17 protein-coding genes and 1 pseudogene are annotated in these 15,927 nt (G+C 50.4%); 8 read left to right on the forward strand and 10 right to left on the reverse strand.

All coding sequences use genetic code 11. From position 1 onward, the window contains the following. Nucleotides 1-82 precede the first annotated feature (82 nt). Entirely contained in the window at nt 83-1,048 is a 966-nt protein-coding gene (locus tag F3J38_RS02950; protein WP_240155876.1) for a LysR substrate-binding domain-containing protein, read from the forward strand. A gap of 35 nt (nt 1,049-1,083) precedes the next feature. Here F3J38_RS02950 and F3J38_RS02955 read toward each other — a convergent pair whose 3' ends face one another. Beyond that, the gene (locus tag F3J38_RS02955; RefSeq protein WP_167134938.1) at nt 1,084-1,329 is read right to left on the reverse strand and encodes a DUF2543 family protein; all 246 of its coding nucleotides are present in this window, start codon (nt 1,327-1,329) and stop codon (nt 1,084-1,086) included. A gap of 15 nt (nt 1,330-1,344) precedes the next feature. Continuing rightward, the gene (locus F3J38_RS02960) at nt 1,345-1,827 is read right to left on the reverse strand and encodes a cold-shock protein (RefSeq protein WP_167134940.1); all 483 of its coding nucleotides are present in this window, start codon (nt 1,825-1,827) and stop codon (nt 1,345-1,347) included. A gap of 188 nt (nt 1,828-2,015) precedes the next feature. Here F3J38_RS02960 and F3J38_RS02965 point away from each other — a divergent pair, with 188 nt between their 5' ends. After that, complete coding sequence (locus tag F3J38_RS02965) at nt 2,016-2,714, forward strand: RluA family pseudouridine synthase (RefSeq protein WP_167134942.1); 699 nt, start codon at nt 2,016-2,018, stop codon at nt 2,712-2,714. A gap of 15 nt (nt 2,715-2,729) precedes the next feature. On the opposite strand, the gene F3J38_RS02970 is transcribed toward F3J38_RS02965, so the two are convergent. Together F3J38_RS02970 and F3J38_RS02975 are read right to left on the reverse strand one after the other, a co-directional pair. Continuing rightward, a complete protein-coding gene (locus F3J38_RS02970) occupies nt 2,730-3,269 on the reverse strand; it encodes a DUF2058 domain-containing protein (protein WP_167134944.1) in 540 nt (179 codons plus the stop codon). An 83-nt stretch (nt 3,270-3,352) separates the two neighbouring features. After that, on the reverse strand, nt 3,353-3,703 hold the full coding sequence (locus F3J38_RS02975) for a DUF1304 domain-containing protein (protein WP_167134945.1): 351 nt from the start codon (nt 3,701-3,703) through the stop codon (nt 3,353-3,355). Between the two features lie 45 nt (nt 3,704-3,748). On the opposite strand from F3J38_RS02975, the pseudogene F3J38_RS02980 reads away from it, so the two are divergent. Together F3J38_RS02980 and yajD are read left to right on the forward strand one after the other, a co-directional pair. Next, nucleotides 3,749-4,096, forward strand: a pseudogene (locus tag F3J38_RS02980) (LysR substrate-binding domain-containing protein); the annotation flags it as partial. A gap of 83 nt (nt 4,097-4,179) precedes the next feature. Further along, the gene (gene yajD, locus F3J38_RS02985; RefSeq protein WP_167134949.1) at nt 4,180-4,527 is read left to right on the forward strand and encodes an HNH nuclease YajD; all 348 of its coding nucleotides are present in this window, start codon (nt 4,180-4,182) and stop codon (nt 4,525-4,527) included. A gap of 214 nt (nt 4,528-4,741) precedes the next feature. Here yajD and F3J38_RS02990 read toward each other — a convergent pair whose 3' ends face one another. Then, entirely contained in the window at nt 4,742-5,197 is a 456-nt protein-coding gene (locus F3J38_RS02990) for a winged helix-turn-helix transcriptional regulator (RefSeq protein ID WP_167134951.1), read from the reverse strand. Between the two features lie 157 nt (nt 5,198-5,354). On the opposite strand from F3J38_RS02990, the gene F3J38_RS02995 reads away from it, so the two are divergent. Continuing rightward, entirely contained in the window at nt 5,355-6,242 is an 888-nt protein-coding gene (locus F3J38_RS02995; protein ID WP_167134953.1) for an EamA family transporter, read from the forward strand. Nucleotides 6,243-6,582: 340 nt separating this feature from the next. After that, on the forward strand, nt 6,583-7,902 hold the full coding sequence (locus F3J38_RS03000) for an NAD(P)/FAD-dependent oxidoreductase (protein ID WP_167134954.1): 1,320 nt from the start codon (nt 6,583-6,585) through the stop codon (nt 7,900-7,902). A gap of 41 nt (nt 7,903-7,943) precedes the next feature. Here F3J38_RS03000 and F3J38_RS03005 read toward each other — a convergent pair whose 3' ends face one another. The 5 genes from F3J38_RS03005 to glnT all read right to left on the reverse strand — a co-directional run bounded on the left by F3J38_RS03005 (nt 7,944) and on the right by glnT (nt 13,608). Next, nucleotides 7,944-9,242: an ammonium transporter gene (locus tag F3J38_RS03005; RefSeq protein ID WP_167134956.1), complete on the reverse strand. Its 1,299-nt coding sequence runs from the start codon at nt 9,240-9,242 to the stop codon at nt 7,944-7,946. A gap of 61 nt (nt 9,243-9,303) precedes the next feature. Then, on the reverse strand, nt 9,304-10,629 hold the full coding sequence (locus F3J38_RS03010) for an FMN-binding glutamate synthase family protein (protein WP_084931594.1): 1,326 nt from the start codon (nt 10,627-10,629) through the stop codon (nt 9,304-9,306). A gap of 12 nt (nt 10,630-10,641) precedes the next feature. Then, the gene (locus F3J38_RS03015) at nt 10,642-11,322 is read right to left on the reverse strand and encodes a GltB/FmdC/FwdC-like GXGXG domain-containing protein (protein WP_167134958.1); all 681 of its coding nucleotides are present in this window, start codon (nt 11,320-11,322) and stop codon (nt 10,642-10,644) included. Between the two features lie 2 nt (nt 11,323-11,324). Further along, complete coding sequence (locus F3J38_RS03020) at nt 11,325-12,245, reverse strand: class II glutamine amidotransferase (RefSeq protein ID WP_167134960.1); 921 nt, start codon at nt 12,243-12,245, stop codon at nt 11,325-11,327. A gap of 28 nt (nt 12,246-12,273) precedes the next feature. Next, on the reverse strand, nt 12,274-13,608 hold the full coding sequence (glnT, locus tag F3J38_RS03025) for a type III glutamate--ammonia ligase (RefSeq protein WP_166935505.1): 1,335 nt from the start codon (nt 13,606-13,608) through the stop codon (nt 12,274-12,276). Nucleotides 13,609-14,155: 547 nt separating this feature from the next. Here glnT and purU point away from each other — a divergent pair. Together purU and F3J38_RS03035 are read left to right on the forward strand one after the other, a co-directional pair. Continuing rightward, entirely contained in the window at nt 14,156-15,019 is an 864-nt protein-coding gene (purU, locus tag F3J38_RS03030) for a formyltetrahydrofolate deformylase (RefSeq protein ID WP_166935502.1), read from the forward strand. Beyond that, nucleotides 15,019-15,918 (forward strand): bifunctional 5,10-methylenetetrahydrofolate dehydrogenase/5,10-methenyltetrahydrofolate cyclohydrolase, encoded by a 900-nt coding sequence (locus tag F3J38_RS03035; protein WP_167134962.1) that lies wholly within the window; start codon nt 15,019-15,021, stop codon nt 15,916-15,918. Before purU ends, F3J38_RS03035 begins: the two co-directional genes overlap by 1 nt. Nucleotides 15,919-15,927 lie beyond the last annotated feature (9 nt).

Genomic DNA, 15,927 nt, shown 5'->3' on the forward strand with positions numbered 1-15,927 from the left:
TTTCTACTCAACATTTTCCTCATGACCTTAACGGCTACTGCGAAAGCTGAAAAACGACTTTTTGACACCTTAGCTTGATCAAATGTTATTCTTAACTTTCGTTTATCAACTCAATGGCCCAACTTTGAGACGAGTTCTTCCTGGTATTTCTGCTCTGATTGCGTTTGAAGCAAGCGCACGCCATAACAGTTTTTCCCGCGCGGCATCTGAACTTCACATTTCAGAAGGTGCTGTCAGTCGGCAGATTTCGCGTCTGGAATCGCAGCTTGGGACCACACTGTTTCTCCGTCGCGGAAATCGCGTTGAGTTATCCCGACAAGGAGTGAACTATGCTTCGCAGGTAAGGGATATCCTTGGAAGGTTGGAGCAGGAAAGTTTGCGTTTAATTGCGCAGCCGGAGGATGGAGGCACGCTTGAGTTAGCCGTTATGCCAACTTTCGCGAGTCGCTGGTTAATTCCTAGACTGGGACGATTTCAGCGAAGACATCCAAATATCATCCTGAACCTCTCTGAGAGAACACAACCTTTTCCAATGGCGGGCAGTGGTTTTGATGTTGTTGTGCATTTTGATCATCCTGCGTGGGCTGGCCACCAGACGCAATCGCTGTTCGAAGAGATGCTGGTTCCTGTTTGTCGCCCCGGACTCATTGAAGAATATGCTAGTGGCGTTTCACCCCTAGTCTTGCTTCATAAACGCAATACCCCGAACGAATGGCGAAATTTCGTCAGTTCTAGCGAGTTGAATATTTTGAATGCGGTAGCGGGCCCAAGATTTGATCTTTTCTCAATGCTGATAGAAGCCGCCGTTGCTGGGATGGGTGTTGCCTTAGTACCAAGTGCTTACGTTAAATCTGAACTGGCATCGGGATCGCTTTGTATACCTTGGACCCATGCTGTAAGAGGAAATAGGGTTAATGTTGTGACATTGGCCGATGAGGTTGCCGATCCAGCCAGAGAGGTTTTCGTTCAATGGTTGCTGGAAGAAGTGCAATTATATTGTGACGCTGAGCACTTACCATCAAACCGTGATGTATCAATGCAATCCTAGACCGGCCACCCACTGCAGGAGGCCGGCTTAGAATATTATTCGTTGCCCCACTGGTTCAGGAAGTTAGCGATTTCATCAATACGCACCTCCTGAATTCCCGCTTCACGAGCCATCTCTTGCTGTGACTCTTCGCTGATCTCTTCGTTATTCATCAGACGGGTCAACAACAGTTGGAAGTAATGCGCCAGAGAATCAAGCTCTGCTTCGCTGACATCGTGTTCTGATTCCTCAGCGTATTCTTCAGCGATATCATAATATTTCAGTGGTATTTCATTGTTCATTATTCGCTCCTCAATTTAGATTTTGAGCATTTTAACCGCTGCATTTATATCGATTTCATCTTCCGTGAAAATCAATGTTGTGCCCTGGAAGGTGGTGACTGCCAGTTTTTTTACCGAACGCATTTCATCAGGTTTCACATCTGATTTCGGCTTGATATTGTTCATTAAGATACCGACAGACAGCACGGTGTTTTCTTTATCAATACGGGTATCAACAGGTTCTTCTTCACTGTAAACCACGTAAGACTTGATTGAGGTGAGTTTTAATCGCTCGCCAGCAATAAAGATGTATTTGCTATCGGGTATGACTTTCACCGCAAAGGCCGAGAGACCCTTGTTATTGGTGGTGGGTTCGAATGTCACGGCCGCATCTTTCTTGATCAGATCAGGGTTGGCGACCTTAATCACATGAAAATAACGGTTGTCTCCGTTCTCATCTTTGATAAATCCAAAACCCTTATCTTGAAACCAGGTTGTGATTGTTCCGTTCATCGCCATTACCGCCTACTTAATCGTTTATTTACTCAGTTTTTTGCAGCGCGCAGTGTAAAGCACAATGGCTGCGCAGACCACGTCTTTACCTCAAGTCTGGACGAGAAATTTCTCTAGTGCGAGTCGAGGGGCAAATTCGTCAGAGGGGCAAAAATTGGTTATCATCCGCATCCCTTTGTCAGTCGGTACGTTTGATGTCCCAGATCGTCGATAACTTTGTTGCTCCCCCGTGCGCAGATCAGATAGAAATGCTCTATCAGGATCAGCACCTGTTGCTGATCAACAAGCCTTCTGGCCTGCTCAGCCTATCGGGAAAAAATCCGCAAAATCGTGATTCGGTGCATTATCGTCTGGTAAAAGATTTTCCCGGCTGCACGTTGGTACATCGTCTGGATTTTGGCACCTCAGGTTTGATGGTGATTGCGCGCAACAAATCCATCAACGCCGCCTTGTGTCAGCAGTTCAGCGAGCGCAGCGTGACTAAAATTTATAGTGCGTTACTTTGTGGACATCTGAAGGACGAAGAAGGGCTAATCGACGCTGCCATTGCGAAAGACCCGGCGCTGTTCCCATTGATGTCGATTTGCACTATCAACGGCAAACCTGCGCGCTCGCGCTATCAGGTCATTGAACGAGTTAATCTCGAGCAGGGCGATGGGCGAATGCTACCAGTCACGCGGGTGCAACTACTCCCGGAAACCGGCCGCACTCACCAATTAAGGATTCACTGCCAGCAGCTTGGACATCCAATATTAGGATGCGATTTGTACGGCGGCCTGACGTTACCAGGCACAGAGCAGACAACACGATTGATGCTGCATGCTAGCGAGTTGCATTTTGTGCATCCCGTCAGCGAAAAGCCATTCATCGTGCGTAATGCCAGTCCGTTCTGATATCGGCAGGTTTGATTACCACATCAAATCATCAGGCACTTTGAAATCAGCGTACGGATCATCTTCATCCTGTACTTCCTGACTGACTGCGCTATTTAACACAATGCTGTCTGCATCGCGTTGCGCAATTTTATCCGCAACGACCGCAGGAATAATCGCATATTCGCTTTTACCTGTGCTATCAACGACCAAACGCGCAATCGCCAATCGGCCATTGATCAGCTGTGTTTGGGTTTGCTTATCTACCGCGATTTTTTTGATGAGATTATTGTCGGTGAAGTTGAAATCAATGCTGCCTTTGGCAATGGTGAGACGGTTCATTTCAATCAACTGCTTAACCTGAGCTTTATACTCTTTGGAAAGAACAGCCTGTTTTTGTTGTTCGCTCAGCAACTTATCGCGCTCAATCTGCGCTTTCTTATTCTCTTCAACCGCTTCTCTCGCTTCACGCGCCTGCACGCGCGACTTCTTGGCGGTTCTCTGGACTTTGTCCATCTTTTTGCTGGAGACCAATCCCGCTTTGAGCATTTGCTCCTGTAAGGTTAGCTTTGTCATTTTCGTTCCTAAACCCGATGAATAATCCGCGGGATTATACCTGCAATGGCGGGGCTGATCACGACGAGGTGATAAATGATGGCCTATCGAAGCATTACGGCAACCAAAGCCACCAATGCCGGCAGCGCCTGTACATAGAGGATTTTACGACTGGCGGTCACGGCACCGAAAATCCCGGCAATCAATACACAGCTCAAGAAAAAGAGGGTAACGGACACGCCGCTGTCTCCCAGCCAAAGTCCCCATAACAAGCCGGCAGCCAGAAAACCGTTATATAAACCCTGATTGGCTGCTAAAACGCGTGTTTCACGGGCAAAGTCGACACTTAATTTAAAGGCCTTACGGCCAGCCGGTGTCTCCCACAAAAACATCTCCAGCACGAGGATATAGATATGTATTACGGCAACCAGTGTGACAAGGATATTGGCTAACACGGCAGTCCTTAATAGAAAAGTGAGGTTCATGGACGGAGCCACAGAGGTCGGAATTATAATAACGCGCACTTTGTTGGTTGGTCAGAATCTCATCAGCAATTGCCAGCGGCTAAATGGATAAACCGCACGCTGCGTGGCAAGCCATGCAGAGTTGAATCCAATACCCTTGTAGGGCAGGTTGCTGCAGTGAATGCTGGACTTGGATTAGGTGTTTTGCCGCATTTTATGGCGCAAAAAAGTGGATTAAAGTGCATCCAGCCTGACATCGGGGTTGATCAAACACTATGGCTCGTGATGCATTCAGATTTAGCCGGTTCCAGACGTGTTAGGGCCGTCGCGGACCACTTAATTGCGCTATTTGAACAGGCGAAACAGCGGTTAGCATTGCCTTAAAGCTTATGTCACTTCTGTTCGATTATGAGATATATTGGCAGCACAATCGTGAAAATATCTATCTGTAGCAGGTAACAACGGCAATGGCTCTGATTCCCAAAAACTACGCGCGGCTGGAAAGCGGCTACCGTGAAAAAGCACTGAAAATCTACCCTTGGGTATGTGGGCGCTGCGCGCGCGAGTTTGTTTATTCAAATCTGCGTGAACTTACGGTTCACCATATCGATCATGACCACACCAATAACCCGGAAGATGGCAGTAACTGGGAATTGTTATGCCTGTATTGTCATGACCATGAGCACTCGAAGTACACGGAAGCCGATCAGTACGGTACCAGCGTGGTCGCGGGCGATGACGCGCAAAAGGATGTGGGTGAGGCCACCTACAATCCGTTTGCCGATCTCAAATCCATGATGAGTAAGAAGAAGTAAAGCTGATAATGACCGCGCCTTGTCAACATTCTGCTTGAGCGGTCATCAGTCTGAGCTTACTGATGACCGCTCTAAGTTAACCGTCGGTGTAGCGTGCACACCTTTTGGGCCTAGCCTGCAAAGAACTACAACGGTGCTTACCGTAATTAAAAATTGGCAAAGTCAGCCACTTCTGACGTCGTTCACTTTTGATGCCAGAAACAATGACCGTCGTTTACATACCTGATACCACGCGCTGCCGATGGCAATCTGCAGGTTCGAGTTTAACGCCCTGGGCGGAGATAACCTGAAGCCGCGTTATAGGTTCTCCATGCACATTATCGAGCAACATCGAGTGTGTCTCGCCTTTGTCAAATAAATAGCATTCACCCCATTGCCGAAGCGCCACGACAATCGGAAACACCGCGCGCCCCCTTTCTGTCAGGATATACTCCTTGTAAGCACTGCCATCTGAGGCTGGGCAAACATCAAACACGCCTATTTCAACCAAGTGCTTGAGGCGTGACGCCAGGATGTTTTTCGCCAGCCCGAGATTCTTCTGGAACTCACTGAATCTGCGCACATCATCAAATGCCTCACGAATAATCATCAAACACCAGCGCTCCCCAATGGACTCTAGCGTCCTTGCAACAGGACATTCACTGGTCCTTAGCGATTCTTGCTTTGCCATTTTAACTGCCTCAATCAGTGACACACTTTGCTTGGCAGATTAAGCCCCCGCAAAAGAAGTTGCAAAAGAAAACTCTTGCTGATTATTATGTGGTTAATCTGGTTGCAAAAAGAAACTTCACAATGACTTTCCTTTTCGGGCTTGGATCAAGGGATCTATGAAACTACATCATTTACTGCTCGCCGTATTGATTACAGCAATTTGGGGCGTTAATTTCTCGGTTATTAAATTAGGATTGCACTCCGTCGATCCTTTTATTCTGGCTGGTATTCGTTTTACGTTATGCGCCATTCCGGCAATCTTCTTGATTAAAAAACCGGATGTACCTTGGCGTTTTATTATTAGCTACGGCTTGATTTTCGGAATCGGTTTATGGGGCGTGGTTAATCTTGGTATTAAAACCGGTCTTTCAGCCGGAATAGCATCGCTTCTGCTGCAATTCAGTGCTTTTTTTACCCTGCTGTTAGGCAGCGTCATCTTCAAAGAAAATCTCAGTCGCTATCAAATTTGTGGATTCGCCATAGCCTGTGCCGGATTATTGAGTATTGTGTTTATCACAGACGGTTCAGTGACTTACACCGGCATGTTATTGGTATTGTTAGGCGCAATAGCATGGAGTGTGGCCAACATCATCAATAAAAAAGCGGGGACAAAACAAGTCTTTGCGTTTTTAGTGTGGTCAAGCGCCTTTTCTCCCATTCCTCTTTTCGGGTTGGATTGGCTGATTAACGGTAGCAGTGGATACAGTTCTCTACTGAGTCAGATAGATGGTCGTGCAATAGCGTCTATTTTGTTTCAAGTCTATCCGAACACACTATTTGGATATTGGGTGTGGAATTCGCTGTTAAAACAGTATCCCGTTTCAACGGTGGCACCTTTATCCTTGCTGGTACCAGTATTTGGCATTCTGGGTTCCATGGTGATTTTTGGCGAGGGCATCTCATCCATCAAATTAATGGCGCTGTTATTGATCGTCACTGGACTGGCTGTAGGTCTGTATGGTCAGCGGCTTAAACGTTATTTTTTTGAACAACGCCGTGTGTAACTGACACCTTTCCTGCGTACAAACTTTCATTCACGTAAAGCGGCTTAATCCAAGCCGCTTGTCTGATTGCTCTTCCATGCCTTGAATGACAACTCCCATTCGTGTGGGCAGACAGGCTATCTAAACAACCTCACTAGGGTCAATTTTGCGATCCACTACGCATCCTTGCACTGCCCGCGTTGACAACATTTCGCCATGTTCATTAAATTTTGATACATCAAGTATACATGAAATATACATTGAAAATGCATGTCGGCTTTACGCTTTACACCACTAACAAACCCTACAGGGTGCCTGCCTAAGGGCGGTCACTAACCTAAAGTGTACTGGAGTAACGGAATTGCAAAAGATCACCTCTCTGCCCGCCGATGATTCGATGCCGGGTTGGTTCCACATCAGCGCTGCGCGCACCCCGCGTCCGGCGCATATTGGCCAGAAGAAAGCGCGTTTCGCTATAGTTGGAGCGGGTTTGACCGGTCTGGCAGCGGCGCGTCAGTTGGCGCTGAATTTCCCTCACGATGAAGTGGTGCTGATTGAGGCGCAAGAGGTGGGTTACGGTTCGGCAGGGCGTAATGCCGGTTTTGCTATCGACGTGCCGCATGATATTGGTGCAAAGGATTACATTGGTGATGTCACCATCGCCAACAAAATTCTCAAGCTCAATACGCTGGGGCAAAATTATCTGCGCCAAATCGTCCAGGTGCATAGTATCGAATGCCAAATGAGCGAATCCGGCAAATATCAGGCCTCAGTGGGCGAGCAGGGGACGGCGATACTTGAAGCTTATCGCAGTGGCTTGGCAAAAATTGGTCGTGATTCCGAGATGATTGCTGGCAAAGATTTGCCAGATCACATCGGCACGTCTTATTACAAGCAGGCGCTGTTTATTCCCGGCACCATTCTGTTACAGCCTTCGGCACTGGTGAAAGGGTTAGCCGATAATCTTCCGTCTAACGTCACCTTGTATGAATACACGCCCATCACCTCAATCGATTACGGCGACAAAGTGACGCTGGTGCATGACAAGGGTAGCATCACCACCGATACGCTGATTCTCGCCAACAACGGTTTTGCCTCGCACTTTGGTTTCCTGCAGCGCCGTTTGTTGCCGACCTTCCTGTATGGCAGTCTGTCGCGTCAGCTGACGGAAGAGGAGCAAGCGCGTTTGGGCGGTAAACCGGTTTGGGGGGTGATTCCTGCTCATCCGTTTGGCAGTACCATTCGCCGCACGGTAGACAACCGCATCCTGGTCCGTAATAGCTTTAGTTTCCACCCAGACGGACGTCCGCGTGAAAAGTACTTGAAAGGGTATCTCGAAAATCACCGGAAATCCTTTGAACGCCGCTTCCCCATGCTGCCCAAAGTTGATTTCGAGTACACCTGGAGCGGCGCGATCTGCCTGTCGGAAAACCACGAAGGCTTCTTCGGTAAATTGGCTCCCAATGTTTACGGCGCCCTGTGCTGCAACGGGCTGGGGATTACGCGGGGTACGGCGACCGGTAAGTTAATTGCCGACATGATCGCGGGCGAACGCAACGAACTGATCGATTTTCTCACTCAGTCGCCAGGCCCGAACCAAACGCCACCGGAACCTTTCCTGTCGATTGGCGTAAATTCGGTGCTGAAGTGGGGACAATATCGCGCGGGAATGGAAGTGTAAGCAACGTGATGACATCCCGGACAATCCGGGATGTCGAACGGTTAAACGTTGCTGTTGCGGTATCCCACTTCGCCGTGTGTCGTGAGATCTAAACCATCAAATTCGTCTTCGCGGTCCACCCGTAAGCCATTACATAATACGCCTGTGAGTTTTAACGCAATCCAACTGGTGATGGTTGAAAACAGGATACTAAAGACGATCACGCCCGCGTTGACCAACAACTGTTCGCCGATCAAGCGCCCGGCAACAAAACCACTGCCACCTAAGCTAGTCAGGGCAAAAATTGGCGTCAGTAGGCCACCCACAATGCCGCCGATACCGTGAATGGCGAAAACATCAAAGGCATCATCCAGATTTAAACGGTGTTTGATGAGTGTGACGAACGCCATGCAGCAGGGCGCGGTCAGGATGCCAACACAAATGGCGCCCACCGGCCCGACATAGCCGCAGGCGGGCGTAATGCCGACCATACCGGCCACAGCACCACTGACGACACCCAGCAAGCTGGGGCGTTTTTGCAGCCGCCACTCAATAAACATCCACGCCACAGCCCCCCCGAATGCCCCCAACAGCGTATTCAGCACGACCAGCATGGCGTAACCGTTAATCGCCAGTGCGCACCCGCCACAGAAACCCAGCCAGCCTAACATCAGCATTGCACCGCCGGTCATGGTCATCGTCATGTTGTGCGGGGTGAGTGCCACGCTACCGAAGTTCTGGCGACGACCGATCATCAGCGCGGCCACTAAAGACGCAATACCGGAGTTGATGTGGACCACGTTGCCACCGGCAAAATCTTGCACCGACAAGGCCGCCATCCAACCGCCGCCCCATGCCATATGCGCCAAAGGGATGTAATTGATGGTGGCCCAGATCGCCATGAACACTAAAACCGCACTGAATTTGACTCGCTCGGCGAACGAGCCGGTGATTAATGCGGGTGTAATCGCTGCAAAGGTCATCATAAAGAAGATGTAGACGTACTCAGGCACCGTGCCGACCAGCGAATCAACCGTGATATTCTTCAGGAAAACTTTTTCACCACTGCCTATGACGCTATTCAGCGTTTTGCCATCGGTGAAGGTAAAGCTATAGCCGTACAGCGTAAACAGAATCGCGACCAGCGCCGTGACGCTAAACACCTGCATCAACACGGACAACACATTCTTACTCTGCGCCATACCACCATAGAACAGCGCCAATCCTGGTAAGGTCATCAGCAGCACCAGCAGTGCTGTGACAAACATGAAAGCCGCGTCGCCGCTGTTTAACATTGGCGCGGCAAACGCAGGAAAGCTGCACAGCACAACAGGCAACGCGAATAGCATCGTTCGTTTCATTACGCACCTCAGCAGTAGCAGTCAAAAAAACGCCTCCGCAGAGCAGAGGCGTGAAGGGGAGTTATTTCAGGTCCTGACCGGGAATCCAGTTGGTTCCGGCCAGTGGGACGCGTGCCATGGCAGCCGCTTCCACATTTAATGCCACCAAATCTTCGGGCTCCAGATTGTGCAGATGTGATTTACCGCAGGCGCGCGCCAGAGTTTGCGCTTCAAGCGTTAACACCCGCAGGTAATTGGCGAGCTTCTTGCCAGCCAGTTCAGGATCGAGACGTTTGCTCAGCTCGGGATCTTGGGTGGTAATCCCCGCTGGATCCTTGCCTTCCTGGAAGTCGTCATAAAAACCAGCAGCTGAGCCCAGCTTTTTATACTCCTCTTCATAACGCGGATTGTTATCACCCAAGGCAATCAGTGCCGCAGTACCAATTGCCACCGCGTCGGCACCTAAGGCGATAGCTTTGGCCACATCCGCGCCATTACGGATACCGCCGGAGATGATGAGCTGTACCTCACGGTGCACGCCCAGCTCCTGCAATGCCTGAACCGCCAGCGGGATCGCCGCCATGGTTGGAATGCCTACATGTTCGATAAACACATCCTGGGTCGCCGCTGTCCCGCCCTGCATGCCGTCGACTACCACGACATCAGCACCTGCTTGTACCGCCAGTTTCACATCATAATAAGTACGGGTTGCACCCACTTTCACGTAAATCGGCACCTGCCAGTCAGTGATCTCACGCAGTTCCGCGATCTTAATCGCCAAATCATCCGGGCCGGTCCAGTCGGGATGACGACAGGCACTACGTTGGTCGATGCCCTGTGGCAGGCAGCGCATTTTGGCTACGCGTTCAGAGATTTTCTGTCCCAGCAACATACCGCCACCACCGGGTTTTGCACCTTGGCCGAGCACCACTTCGATGGCGTCGGCTTTACGCAGATCGTCCGGGTTCATGCCATAACGTGATGGCAGATATTGATACACCAACTTGCTTGATTGCCCGCGCTCTTCCGGCGTCATACCGCCGTCACCGGTGGTGGTTGAAGTGCCGACGGCTGAAGCACCACGACCTAAGGCCTCTTTTGCCTGCGCCGACAGGGCGCCAAAACTCATGCCCGCGATCGTCACCGGCGTACTGATCACCAGCGGCTTTTTGGCATAGCGCGTACCGAGCACCACTTCGGTACTGCATTTTTCGCGATAGCCTTCCAGCGGATAGCGCGACATGCTGGCACCGAGAAACAGCAAATCGTCGAAATGCGGCACCTGACGTTTGGCACCCCAGCCGCGGATATCATAGATGCCGGTCTCAGCGGCACGTTGGATTTCGGCAATCACCGAACGGGTATAAGTGGCGGATTCGCGTAACGCCGGATTGTATTTATCACTCATGGTGTTCTCCACTTAATACGCTGACGCGTTATCCACTTTGAAGTTGTAAAGCTGGCGGGCCGAGCCGTAGCGCGTAAAGGCTTTGGGTGACTCATCGAAGCCTGCTTGTTGCAGGAGCAAACCGAGTTCTTCGATATGTTCCGCGCGCATCTCTTTCTGCACACAATCTGCACCCAATGAGGCGACAGTGCCTTTCACATAGATGTGTGCCTCGTACAGTGAATCGCCGAGTGCTTCACCGGCATTTCCACACACCACCAGACATCCGGCCTGAGCCATAAAGGCGCTCATTGGACCGATATCGCCTTTCACTACGATGTTGATGCCTTTCATTGAGATGCCGCAGCGAGCGGCCGCATTACCTTCAATTACTAACAAACCACCGTTGCCAGTTGCGCCTGCAGATTGCGAGGCATCGCCTTTTACGCGTACAGAACCGGACATCATGTTTTCCGCTACGCCGACGCCAACGTTACCTTGCACGGTAATCGCCGCTTTCTGATTCATGCCCGCACAGTAATAACCGGCATGACCTTCAATGGTGATAGCCAGTTCATCATTCACGCCGCAGGCGATGTTGTGTGCGCCGGCTGGATTAATCACCTGCCAGTTTTTGATCTCTTTTGTCAGGTTGGCATCGTGCAATGCCTGATTCAGTTCGCGCACGCCGTGACTTAAGTCGTAAGTTTTCATGTTCACACTGCTCCTGCGGTCTGGGTGCTGTTGCGCTCCCACACGTAAAGTTTTGCCGGTTCCGGCTCCCACACATTGGCGTCCTTGATGCCCGGCAGATTTGCCAGCGCACGATATTCGGAGGCCATGGCGACGTAATCATCGGTTTCTGCGATCACTGCTGGCTTACAGGCGATGGGATCGCGCAGTACTGCAAAGCCGTCACGCGTGCCGATGGTGAAGGTGAAGAAGCCATCGAGATCTTTGAGCGCGTTCTCCAGCGCCACCTGCAACGAATCACCTTGCGCTAAGCGCCACGCGAGATAGCCCGCAGCCACTTCGGAATCGTTCTCTGTTTTGAACTGAATCCCGGCGCGCTTAAGTTTTTCGCGCAGGCGATTGTGGTTAGAGAGAGAACCGTTGTGCACCAGGCAAAGATCCATGCCGGTTGAGAACGGATGGCTGCCCTGTATCGTCACGGCACTTTCCGTGGCAAGACGGGTATGGCCAATCGCATGGCTGCCTTTCATCTTGCCGAGATTGAAGTGATCGGCGACTTGAGCTGGCAGACCAACCCCTTTAAGAATTTCGATACTGTGCCCGGCGCTCATGACATCGATTTCCGGTGCATGCTGTGCCAGCCAAGCCAGTGCGCTGGCTTCATCGGTTGGCAGCTTAAAGACCGCCACGCTGCTGTTCTGGAACCACTCATCAACCTTGCCAAAGTCGGTCGCCAGACGGTCGGCCAAGCCGTTCCAGTTAAAGCTGACATCATCACTACGCAGCGTCAGTTTGATGCCCGCGTCATATTCGTCACCGTAAACGGCAAAGCCAGCACTGTCGCAGCCACGTTCGGTCATCGAGATCAGCATCGGACGGAACAGATCGCCCAGCTGCTGCTCCATCGCCGCATTTTTAAAATAGAGTCCGACAATTCCACACATAGAATTTCCTTTGCTTTGCAGGGTTTCATTAAAAGAATTCGAGGTAGCGACGGGTTTCCCACTCGCTAACATGACGGTGATATTCGTGCCACTCCTGGCGCTTGACCTTAATGAACTCGTCCACGATCTCCGCGCCCATGCATTCGCGCAGAATCTCGTCAGCCGCGAGGGCATCCAGGGCTTCTTTCAGGTTTTGCGGCAGTAATTCGATGCCTTCGCGTTGGCAATCCTGAGCCGTAAGGGCATACAGATTGCCGTTCTGCGCTTTACCCGGCTCAAGTTGACGTGCCACACCATCCAGTCCGGCTGCGATAATGGCCGCATGCACCAGGTAAGGATTGGCACCAGTGTCGGGCAGGCGCAGCTCAAGGCGACCATAAGGGATACGCACCATGGCCGAGCGGTTGTTGTCACCGTAGGTGATAAACACCGGAGCCCAGGTTGCACCCGTAGCAGAACCGCCACTGGTTAAGCGTTTGTAAGAGTTAACGGTGGGCGCGGCAAAGGCACAAAGGGCTTTCGCGTGATGCAGCATGCCCGCCATAAAGTGATATGCCGTTTTCGATAAACCCAGGCCTTGCGGATCGCTGTCATCGTGGAAGATGTTATTGCCCTGACGATCGGCCATCGATAGATGGAAATGCATGCCGTTACCGGGGCGATCAGCGAAGGGTTTTGGCATAAATGAGCACAACAGACCTTGGTCATGGGCAATTTCCGCCGCTGCCATGCGCACAAAAGTAAAGCGGTCAGCTGAGGTCAATGCGTCGCTGTAGGTGTAATTAATCTCGAACTGACCGTTAGCGTCTTCATGATCGATTTGGTAGACATCAAAACCGACCTCCTGCAACGACTCAGTGAGTTTCTCCAGGAATGGGCGTACGCGGGACAAGCCTTTATAGTCGTAGCAGGGTTTTGCCAGCGTATCGCTGCTATCGGCAGGCAACAGGGTGCCATTTTCACCGCGAGTGAAGAGCGAGAACTCCGGTTCCAGGCCGCTATTCAGCGTCCAGCCTTTTTCGGCCAGGCGCTCAACCTGTTTCATCAACACCACACGACTGTCGTAGGGGTGCGGTTGTTTATTCACGTAACCGTTGCAGGCAATACGCGCATAACCCGGCTGCCATGGCACCAGTGACAAGGTACTGAGATCGCCACGAGCGCAGAAATCGGGGCCTTGCGGCTCCATGCCCATACCTGAAATGGCGAAACCGGCAAAGCCCGCACCTTTCTCAACCACATCCATCAAGCACTTAGCCGGCACCGATTTGGTTTTAGCGGCGCCGTGAATATCAACGAACTGTGCGAGCAGATAGCGCACATTGTTGTCTTGTAAAAACTGCCTGGCCTGTTCAGGTGACATAACTACCTCTTAACCGCAATGAAATGGAGCACGCTGCTTGAGTGCGTGGGCCTTGTTGTATTCTCGTGAGGAATATTTTTTCACTGACAGGAAAATGCAGGAGCTGTGCCAGAATGGCTGGGTTCTTAGATGAAAAGTAAAAAAACCTTTTATTTCATGCCATTAAATTTCATCCGTAAATCAGGATGGGTGAATTAGGCAGTAAGGAAACCAGATTTAACCAACCTCAATCATCAGTAATGAATATTTAGCAGGAGTGGACTCCCCAAATTGGGGCTTAGCAATGGGACTTTTAACTCCCTATTTGCACATAAATCTTCATGGGTAAATAAAATGAGTGAAACCATTCAAATTTGAAATAAAGTGTTTATATATAAATGATTAATTTGATGTGGGGTGATTTAGGGCTATTTATAAAATGTCGCTAGACAAGCGCGGAAAGATGAATTAAATGTGTTAAATAAGAATCGCAATGTGGCTTTTTGATTGTCGAAAAGCTGATATTTATTCACTCGTAAATTAATTCATTCACCTGTGTGGAGTGGCTATGTCTGCATCTGTTCGTGATTTCATTATTACTGCAACTTGTCCTGCAACCTCGGGAATTATTGCCGCTGTGACGGGGTTTCTAAGTCAGAGTCAATGTTACATCAGTGAGTTGTCACAATATGACGATGAGCACTTAGGGCATTTCTTTCTGCGTGCGCGTTTTCGTTTTAATGAAAACCTCAGCGCGGATATTGTCACGCTAAAAAAAGATTTTGCCGCCATTGCTGAGCGTTTAAACATGCAATGGGATATTTTCGATACCTCAGAGCCGATGCGTGTGTTGCTGATGGTGAGTAAGTTTGACCACTGCCTGGCGGATCTGCTTTATCGACGAAATAAAGGTGAACTGAATATCAACATCACCGCCATTGTCTCCAATCATTTGGATCTACGGCCTATGGCGGAGCGTGAGGGTATCCGCTTTGTTTACTTGCCGGTCAATAAAGAAAACAAGACACAGCAAGAGACTGAGCTGTTAAAAATCGTCGAGGAGACACAAACGGAACTGGTGGTGTTAGCGCGTTATATGCAGATTCTCTCGGATAATCTGTGCAAACAGCTGGCCGGTCGGGCTATCAATATTCATCACTCGTTCTTACCCGGTTTTAAAGGTGCGATGCCTTATCATCAGGCGTATGAGCGTGGTGTGAAATTAATTGGTGCCACGGCGCACTATGTCACTTCCGATCTGGACGAAGGCCCGATTATCGATCAAGAAGTGCAACGCGTAAATCACACACATCGTCCTAACGATCTGATTGTGGTGGGCCGAAATACCGAAACCATTGCCTTGGCGCGCGCGGTGAAATATCACACTGAACATCGCGTTTTCCTCGACGAAAATAAAACGGTGATTTTCTGATGACAACCACGCTGACTTCGCAACCGATAGCCATCAATATCGATGGCAAAAAAAGCGCTGCCAAACTACTCGAAAATACCGCCCAAGAAGTATGCCAGTTAAAACAGCAGGGCATAACGCCCTGTTTAGCTGTGGTACTGGTGGGAGATGATGCCGCTAGTCATGTTTATGTGCGCAATAAATTACGTACCGCCGAACAGGTCGGCATCAAATCTATTGAATTACGCTTTGATGCGCAATTAACCGAGGCGCGTTTGCTCGCCACTATTGACGAATTAAATAATGATCCCGCGGTGCACGGCATATTAGTGCAGTTGCCATTACCTCAACAGATTAATGAAAGCGCAATTGTACGGGCCATTTCACCTGTGAAAGATGTGGATGGTTTTCATCCGCAAAATGCCGGCGGCTTGGTTCAAGGCCAACGGGTGATCACGCCATGTACTCCGCTGGGTTGCCTGCTGCTGTTGCAGGAGTATGGCGGTGATCTGAGTGGTAAACACGCGGTGGTGATTGGTCGCTCCAACATCGTGGGCAAACCGATGGCCAGTTTGTTGCTGCATGCGCACTGTTCGGTCACCACGTTGCATTCGCGCAGCCGTGATGCCGCGCAGCTGGCGCGCCAGGCAGACATCCTGATTGCTGCTGTAGGCCAGCCACAGATGATTGATGCCAGCTGGGTAAAGCCCGGCGCGCTAGTGATTGATGTCGGCATTAACCGTGTAACCCGACCAGACGGCAGCACTCGACTGGTGGGGGATGTGGATTACGACAGCGTTAGTCTGGTGGCAAAAGCGATCACCCCTGTACCCGGCGGTGTCGGCCCCATGACTATCGCTTGTCTGATGCAAAACACCGTGCTGGCGGCTGAGTTGCAACTTCAGCAAGCGGCGGGTTAAGGAGAGGGA

Origin of the sequence: Candidatus Pantoea formicae, from assembly GCF_011752625.1 — a bacterium.
In the GTDB taxonomy this organism is placed as follows: domain Bacteria; phylum Pseudomonadota; class Gammaproteobacteria; order Enterobacterales; family Enterobacteriaceae; genus Pantoea; species Pantoea formicae.

What these genes read in the sequence shown, in the direction of transcription:
- F3J38_RS02970 (WP_167134944.1), bottom strand. Translation starts at nt 3,269, where the DNA reads ATGACAAAGCTAACCTTACAGGAGCAAATGCTCAAAGCGGGATTGGTC.
- yajD (WP_167134949.1), top strand. Translation starts at nt 4,180, where the DNA reads ATGGCTCTGATTCCCAAAAACTACGCGCGGCTGGAAAGCGGCTACCGT.
- F3J38_RS03010 (WP_084931594.1), bottom strand. Translation starts at nt 10,629, where the DNA reads ATGAGTGATAAATACAATCCGGCGTTACGCGAATCCGCCACTTATACC.
- F3J38_RS02960 (WP_167134940.1), bottom strand. Translation starts at nt 1,827, where the DNA reads ATGGCGATGAACGGAACAATCACAACCTGGTTTCAAGATAAGGGTTTT.
- F3J38_RS02965 (WP_167134942.1), top strand. Translation starts at nt 2,016, where the DNA reads ATGTCCCAGATCGTCGATAACTTTGTTGCTCCCCCGTGCGCAGATCAG.
- F3J38_RS02955 (WP_167134938.1), bottom strand. Translation starts at nt 1,329, where the DNA reads ATGAACAATGAAATACCACTGAAATATTATGATATCGCTGAAGAATAC.
- F3J38_RS03015 (WP_167134958.1), bottom strand. Translation starts at nt 11,322, where the DNA reads ATGAAAACTTACGACTTAAGTCACGGCGTGCGCGAACTGAATCAGGCA.
- glnT (WP_166935505.1), bottom strand. Translation starts at nt 13,608, where the DNA reads ATGTCACCTGAACAGGCCAGGCAGTTTTTACAAGACAACAATGTGCGC.
- F3J38_RS03035 (WP_167134962.1), top strand. Translation starts at nt 15,019, where the DNA reads ATGACAACCACGCTGACTTCGCAACCGATAGCCATCAATATCGATGGC.
- purU (WP_166935502.1), top strand. Translation starts at nt 14,156, where the DNA reads ATGTCTGCATCTGTTCGTGATTTCATTATTACTGCAACTTGTCCTGCA.
- F3J38_RS02995 (WP_167134953.1), top strand. Translation starts at nt 5,355, where the DNA reads ATGAAACTACATCATTTACTGCTCGCCGTATTGATTACAGCAATTTGG.
- F3J38_RS03005 (WP_167134956.1), bottom strand. Translation starts at nt 9,242, where the DNA reads ATGAAACGAACGATGCTATTCGCGTTGCCTGTTGTGCTGTGCAGCTTT.
- F3J38_RS02990 (WP_167134951.1), bottom strand. Translation starts at nt 5,197, where the DNA reads ATGGCAAAGCAAGAATCGCTAAGGACCAGTGAATGTCCTGTTGCAAGG.
- F3J38_RS02950 (WP_240155876.1), top strand. Translation starts at nt 83, where the DNA reads ATGTTATTCTTAACTTTCGTTTATCAACTCAATGGCCCAACTTTGAGA.
- F3J38_RS03020 (WP_167134960.1), bottom strand. Translation starts at nt 12,245, where the DNA reads ATGTGTGGAATTGTCGGACTCTATTTTAAAAATGCGGCGATGGAGCAG.